Origin of the sequence: Methanospirillum stamsii (assembly GCF_003173335.1) — an archaeon.
Classification (GTDB): domain Archaea; phylum Halobacteriota; class Methanomicrobia; order Methanomicrobiales; family Methanospirillaceae; genus Methanospirillum; species Methanospirillum stamsii.
Map to the genome: position 1 here is coordinate 1 of NZ_QGMZ01000083.1, position 5,315 is coordinate 5,315.

Consider the following 5,315-nt stretch of genomic DNA (forward strand, 5'->3'; position numbering starts at 1 on the left):
TACCATTTTTTTACCGCAAGATGGACAACAGGGAGGATTCTTTGAATAAAAAACTCCATTTTCGAATATATATTGGTTAGAGAATTGGATGAATACCGGGTTCAGAGTTTGAACCGTATGATATGAATTTAAAGTTGTAACAACGTCCATTATAATATATATTATTTTATATACTATTAAATCTCTCTAAATGTAACTCTCATTAAAAAATTTTTCATATCACTAGAAATTCAGACAGAGCCAGCAGAAAGGAGTAATATTCAAGTATTGAAAGTTACCCATACTGGTTTTCACTTTCACCCGGTTTATTAAAGATTCAAATACTAGTTCAGAAAACCAGTAGGATAGCATAGTATTTCGGAAACCCCCCCGGATATATGCAGGAGAAAAAAATGATAACATACCAGTCAGTAGTGCTGCTCAGTTCTGATATCGCCAGATCAAAGCAGTTTTATCAGGACCTTTTTAATCTTGAGATCCAGCTTGATATCGGAGCACTTGTCACGTTTGTCGGAGGGATTACTCTTTGGGAGAAAAACACTGCAATGCCCCTGCTCTATCCGGGTGTAAAAGAAGTGTCCAACCCGGAAAAACCTGCACAGGAACTCTATTTTGAGACCGATGCGATAGAAGAGTTTGCATCAATTGTCAAAAATAAGCAGATAAAACTCCTCCATGATGTCGATCTCACCCCATGGAACCAGCGGACCATCAGGTTTTATGATCCGGATGGAAATCTTATCGAGATGGGAGAATCGATGGATCATGTGGTAAAACAGATGAGTAAATCCGGACTCTCTCCGGATGAGATCGCAGAAAAGACCTGGATGCCAAAAGAATATGTTTCCATGGTCTTACAATCCGGGTAAAAATCAGATTCATGGATTCATAGTCATAATAGTGCAACGAACGCAAAAAAAAAAAGAAAATTATTACCACTTCTTTTTTAACGCTTACAGAACCTTAACGTTAAAATAAAAGAGGAACAGTCAGATTGAGGATGGATGTAAATTCTTTATTCAGGGTGTGTGCTCGGATGAGAATCTTCATGAACTGTCAGAGTACATGAGGAGACATGAGAGTTTTTATCGTGTATTATTCTCTGTACGGGCATATTCACCAGATGGCTCAGGCGGTTTTATCCGGAGTAAAAGAAGCAGGATATACTGCAGAACTGTTCCGGGTGCCGGAAACCCTTCCGGACGAAGTAATAGAGAAGATGGGAGCCACCGGATTTCAGAAAGAGTTTCGAAAACTTCCTGTGATTACTCCTGCAGAACTGGCACAGGCAGATGCAGTCATTTTCGGAACACCGACACGGTTTGGGAATATGATTGGGCAGATGAGACAATTCCTGGATGCAACCGGGGGTATATGGAGTCAGGGTGCACTGGCCGGAAAAGTGGGGAGTGTCTTTACCAGTTCCGGCACACAGCATGGCGGTCAGGAATCCACTATCCTCTCGATGCATATCACCCTGCTCCATCACGGGATGATCATTGCAGGTCTTCCATACATCTTTGCCGGGCAGACGACTATGAATGAGATCACGGGTTGTTCCCCCCTATGGGGCATCCACCATTGCAGGAACTGATGGCCTTCGGTTTCCCTCGAAGATTGAACTGGACGGTGCACGGTTCCAGGGACGATACGTGGCAAAGATAGCTGAGCAACTGGCAGGGAAACAAAAAGAACTGCTATCTACAGGCTGATTTTTCAAAACAATAACCGTTTATGTCGTTCAATGAAGAATATAGCAGGATCACATAATGGATATCATACCAGAATCAACAGAATAAGGAGTGATTTCTGGTGAGACATACCGATGCATTTACCCTGACAAAAGAGAGACGGCAGGATTTAATCTCTGAAATAAAGGATTTTTTCATGACCGAACGGGAAGAAGAACTTGGTGATCTGGCTGCAGGTATGATACTTGATTTTTTCATGAAAAAACTGGCTCCGGAGATATACAATCAGGGCATCTATGATGCTCACCGGTATATCGCTGAATCAGCAGAAGACCTTTTATCGCTTCAGAAATAAGGACAAACGTAACATCAGTCATCAGTGTCAATTTGCTGTTATCCGGTCTGAACTATAAAAAAAAGGTTACATTTTTTTCAGGGTACAGACTTCTGCAAATGCTTTATTACCGTCAACCAAGAAGATTAGTTCCATTTCATCTACAGAAATCAGATAACCAATTTTTTTATCCCTTTTCATGATCAGCAACATAGAGCGTGGTCATATCATGACCAATCACTCCGGAAAACCCATAGGTAAGATTTCCATGAATGCCGCTCTCATACAGAATTCCTGTAAATCCACGCCTCTCTTGCTCAAGAACAACGAACTCATAGGCAAATGTCGTTTCATTGATAAAACCCCCCTCTGCAAAATGACCAACAGAATTTCCAGCCCATGTTCCAACAAGAAACGGAATTTCAGAAGATTCTGCCGATACATACGATTGCCCAGAACAGACCAGGAGGAGAGATAATATCACAACCCATCTCAACATCATCAAAGGGAGATAAGCAGGATAATTTATAAAAGATTCGTTGTTGGTATTGTACAAATGTCACATAGAAACAAACGAAGATCTTTCTTTCCTGTTAAACCTACCATTCATTCTATTTTAACCTGAACGTGAATTACAATCTGCTTATTCCAACCGATTAGATAAAACACGACCTTACCGATATAGTATCGGTGCTATTATCATAGCTAAGAAAAGATTACACAATGCCAAAAACTTTATGCATTATGCCAAACTATTTGATCATGTGGGTATGATGACGACCATAGTTAATCGATTAAGTTTTATCGCTATCCTCTGCATCATGGCAGCGGTTACGTGTATAGGCCTTGTGAATGGAGTAATGGGAGAAAACCCATATATCACCGTTAATCCGGTTGAAACGAAAAGTATCGGTGATATGATCATCCTTTCAGGAGAGACAAATCTCGAAGAGGGAACAAGACTCTTTATTACTTTAGAAAAGGCCGGATGTAATTCCGGCACAGTGGTAATCAGAGGAAACAACACTGAAAACCGTTGGGTTGCACCTATCGATTCCTGGGGAATCAAGCCTGGTGAGTACCTGGTCAATGTAACTGAAGTAAAAGGGTACAACCTGATAAAAACAGAACACATATATGGTGATGTAAACGCAAACACACCGCTTGTTCTGACCGGAACATTCCTTGGATCAGATACCTCAATACCTGTAAAGGGTCAGGAACATGCCTTCATTACCCTTGATCCCATACCGGATAAAAAAACCGGCGATCTATTTCTCATCACCGGGAAGACAAATCTCTCAGTCGGGACTGATATCATCTGGGAAGTAAGGCCGACGATACTCGATACGGGCATTGAAATTTCAGGAAATCCGGATTTATCCGGGATAATGGCAAACTCCCAGGTGACCAGGGAGACAGGAATTAACCGGGTATCACTCGCCCTGAATACCTACGTGTTCAATCCTGACGAGTATAATGTTTCAGTTTCTACCATAGAGGGAGAAATCTTTGGTACTGATATGAAAACCGGCCCGGTGTCTGACTTTAAGATTTTTACTCTGAAAAATGAGAGTCCATCTGAGACCAAAACCAAATCATGAGGTATTGTAATGATAAATCGGAGACTTGATATTGATAGTACTAATCTCGTAATGAGAAATCTGATTCGGTGGAATGAAAACCAGGAAGATTATCAGGATTGAGGTAAGACTAGAAAACAGGCCATGGTGTAATTGTGAAGAAGAAATATCTCACTTATTCGGGAATACTATCGGCAATCATCCTTGTTGGACTTTTTGTCGCTGTTTTCCTCATAAAATCACCCATTCTCTTTCTCATTCCAGTTTTTACCATTGACCCGGTGACAGAACAGAATGTGGATGAATATAATTTTCTGATTCTATCCGGGAAGACCACCCTGCCTGAAAAAACCAATCTCATTGCATATGTATGCCCTGTTCACAACGTAACCTGCGATAATGAGGAGGAAATAAAAGATGCCAGAGGCAACACCTGGATAACTCCTGGGAATGATGAGTGGAATTCATGGAATGCAACCATCAATCTCTCTCCGCTAGAAAACACTGAATACCAGGTGGTTTTTAAAATCGTTGAGTACATTGAAAACTATACAAGAACCATTGAAAGTGGTCCGGTTGGCTCGGTACAGTTCGTACTCGGAGATGAAAACTGTACAGGGAACTGTATCCGGAAAAAACAGTTGCAGTCCTCTCCATTTATCAGGATAAACCAGGCGGGATATGAAACAGGGCATCCAGATATCACCGGAATTACCAACCTTGCACCAGGCACTATTCTAAAATGGACGATTGAAGGAGATTCCGAAATAGCCAGGGGAAACAATATCGAAGGGAACTGCATGGTGATTCCCGGAATCGAAGGAATAAACAGGTGGTCGGTTACTCCCCCTGAAGATATGAGGCCAGGATCATACCCCATCAGAGTCATCAATCTTTCCAAAGAGATGGACTTGAGAGGGAAGATTACTCCGATTATTGCAAGAAATGAATTCGAATTTACAGAAAACAACAGGCATCTCATCCCAAACTATGAAAAAACAAATAAAACAGAAAACATTCTCCCTGTATACCTCACTATCGATGCTTTACCGGAGATGAATATCGGAAAAACCAGTATGATCTCAGGAACGACGAACCTTCCATCCGGGGAAATTCTTTTCATTGAAATCATTCCCAAAAAAGCATTTCAGGATTATAACTTCACGATAAACCCTCGCGACAGTTCCCAGGGAGGAATTATTTCAGGGATATCCGGTTGTACTCATGTTGAAAATGGAACAAACGGATCAAACCTCTGGGCATTCGAAATACAGACACACCCCCTGCAATCCGGAGAATACAAGATTACCGTCAGTAACACTGACCTTCTGCCAGGCACTATGGAACCTATTGCACCAACTGCGTCATGCACACGGTTTTTTATCCTGGAAGGAGGATCTTCATGAAATATCTGACATTTTTTATTCTCTCTGTTCTGACAGCCAGCCTGGTTGCATCACTCATTGGTTGGTCCATTGCAACCGGATACCTATTTTTGATCCTGATTGCAATACCACTTGGAATTATTATCATTCTGGCTTGCCGGCAGCACATCGATACGATAGTGATGGATGACAGAACCCGTGAGATACGATCCTTTGCGGCTCACCGGGCACTTGAGATCTGGGTAATTTTTGGGGTTATTGAGGCTGTTGCACAAATAACTAAAATAATTAACAATAAGTAATAAAGCTTAACTATATATCT

The 5,315-nt window shown here is 41.4% G+C and carries 8 protein-coding genes; 7 read left to right on the top strand and 1 reads right to left on the bottom strand.

Annotation, left to right across the window (positions count from 1 at the left end; all coding sequences use genetic code 11):
- Nucleotides 1-392: 392 nt before the first annotated feature.
- From DLD82_RS18060 to DLD82_RS18070, 4 genes are all read left to right on the top strand, one after another.
- Nucleotides 393-869: a VOC family protein gene (locus DLD82_RS18060; RefSeq protein ID WP_181391533.1), complete on the top strand. Its 477-nt coding sequence runs from the start codon at nucleotides 393-395 to the stop codon at nucleotides 867-869.
- Between the two features lie 206 nt (nucleotides 870-1,075).
- Nucleotides 1,076-1,594, top strand: coding sequence for an NAD(P)H:quinone oxidoreductase (gene wrbA / locus DLD82_RS18065; protein WP_219968503.1), 519 nt, complete (start codon nucleotides 1,076-1,078; stop codon nucleotides 1,592-1,594).
- A complete protein-coding gene (locus DLD82_RS19075) occupies nucleotides 1,542-1,712 on the top strand; it encodes a hypothetical protein (RefSeq protein ID WP_219968504.1) in 171 nt (56 codons plus the stop codon). The genes wrbA and DLD82_RS19075 overlap by 53 nt, the downstream gene beginning before the upstream one ends.
- 100 nt (nucleotides 1,713-1,812) lie before the next feature.
- Nucleotides 1,813-2,046 (top strand): DUF2164 domain-containing protein, encoded by a 234-nt coding sequence (locus tag DLD82_RS18070; protein ID WP_109942523.1) that lies wholly within the window; start codon nucleotides 1,813-1,815, stop codon nucleotides 2,044-2,046.
- Between the two features lie 166 nt (nucleotides 2,047-2,212).
- Here the strand turns inward: DLD82_RS18070 and DLD82_RS18075 are convergent, their stop codons facing one another.
- Entirely contained in the window at nucleotides 2,213-2,527 is a 315-nt protein-coding gene (locus DLD82_RS18075; protein WP_109942524.1) for a hypothetical protein, read from the bottom strand.
- 268 nt (nucleotides 2,528-2,795) lie between these two features.
- Here DLD82_RS18075 and DLD82_RS18080 point away from each other — a divergent pair, with 268 nt between their 5' ends.
- The 3 genes from DLD82_RS18080 (at nucleotide 2,796) to DLD82_RS18090 (ending at nucleotide 5,295) form a co-directional block, all read left to right on the top strand.
- On the top strand, nucleotides 2,796-3,629 hold the full coding sequence (locus DLD82_RS18080; protein WP_146199863.1) for a hypothetical protein: 834 nt from the start codon (nucleotides 2,796-2,798) through the stop codon (nucleotides 3,627-3,629).
- A 134-nt stretch (nucleotides 3,630-3,763) separates the two neighbouring features.
- Nucleotides 3,764-5,014 (top strand): hypothetical protein, encoded by a 1,251-nt coding sequence (locus DLD82_RS18085; RefSeq protein ID WP_109942526.1) that lies wholly within the window; start codon nucleotides 3,764-3,766, stop codon nucleotides 5,012-5,014.
- Nucleotides 5,011-5,295 carry a DUF2178 domain-containing protein gene (locus tag DLD82_RS18090; RefSeq protein WP_181391534.1) on the top strand — a complete coding sequence of 95 codons (285 nt, stop codon included), beginning with the start codon at nucleotides 5,011-5,013 and terminating at the stop codon, nucleotides 5,293-5,295. Before DLD82_RS18085 ends, DLD82_RS18090 begins: the two co-directional genes overlap by 4 nt.
- The last annotated feature ends 20 nt before the right edge of the window (nucleotides 5,296-5,315 follow it).

Bases quoted from the DNA above. Each gene is read 5' to 3' on its own strand.
- DLD82_RS18060 (WP_181391533.1), top strand. From the start codon at position 393: ATGATAACATACCAGTCAGTAGTGCTGCTCAGTTCTGATATCGCCAGA.
- wrbA (WP_219968503.1), top strand. From the start codon at position 1,076: ATGAGAGTTTTTATCGTGTATTATTCTCTGTACGGGCATATTCACCAG.
- DLD82_RS19075 (WP_219968504.1), top strand. From the start codon at position 1,542: ATGAGATCACGGGTTGTTCCCCCCTATGGGGCATCCACCATTGCAGGA.
- DLD82_RS18075 (WP_109942524.1), bottom strand. From the start codon at position 2,527: ATGATGTTGAGATGGGTTGTGATATTATCTCTCCTCCTGGTCTGTTCT.
- DLD82_RS18080 (WP_146199863.1), top strand. From the start codon at position 2,796: ATGATGACGACCATAGTTAATCGATTAAGTTTTATCGCTATCCTCTGC.
- DLD82_RS18090 (WP_181391534.1), top strand. From the start codon at position 5,011: ATGAAATATCTGACATTTTTTATTCTCTCTGTTCTGACAGCCAGCCTG.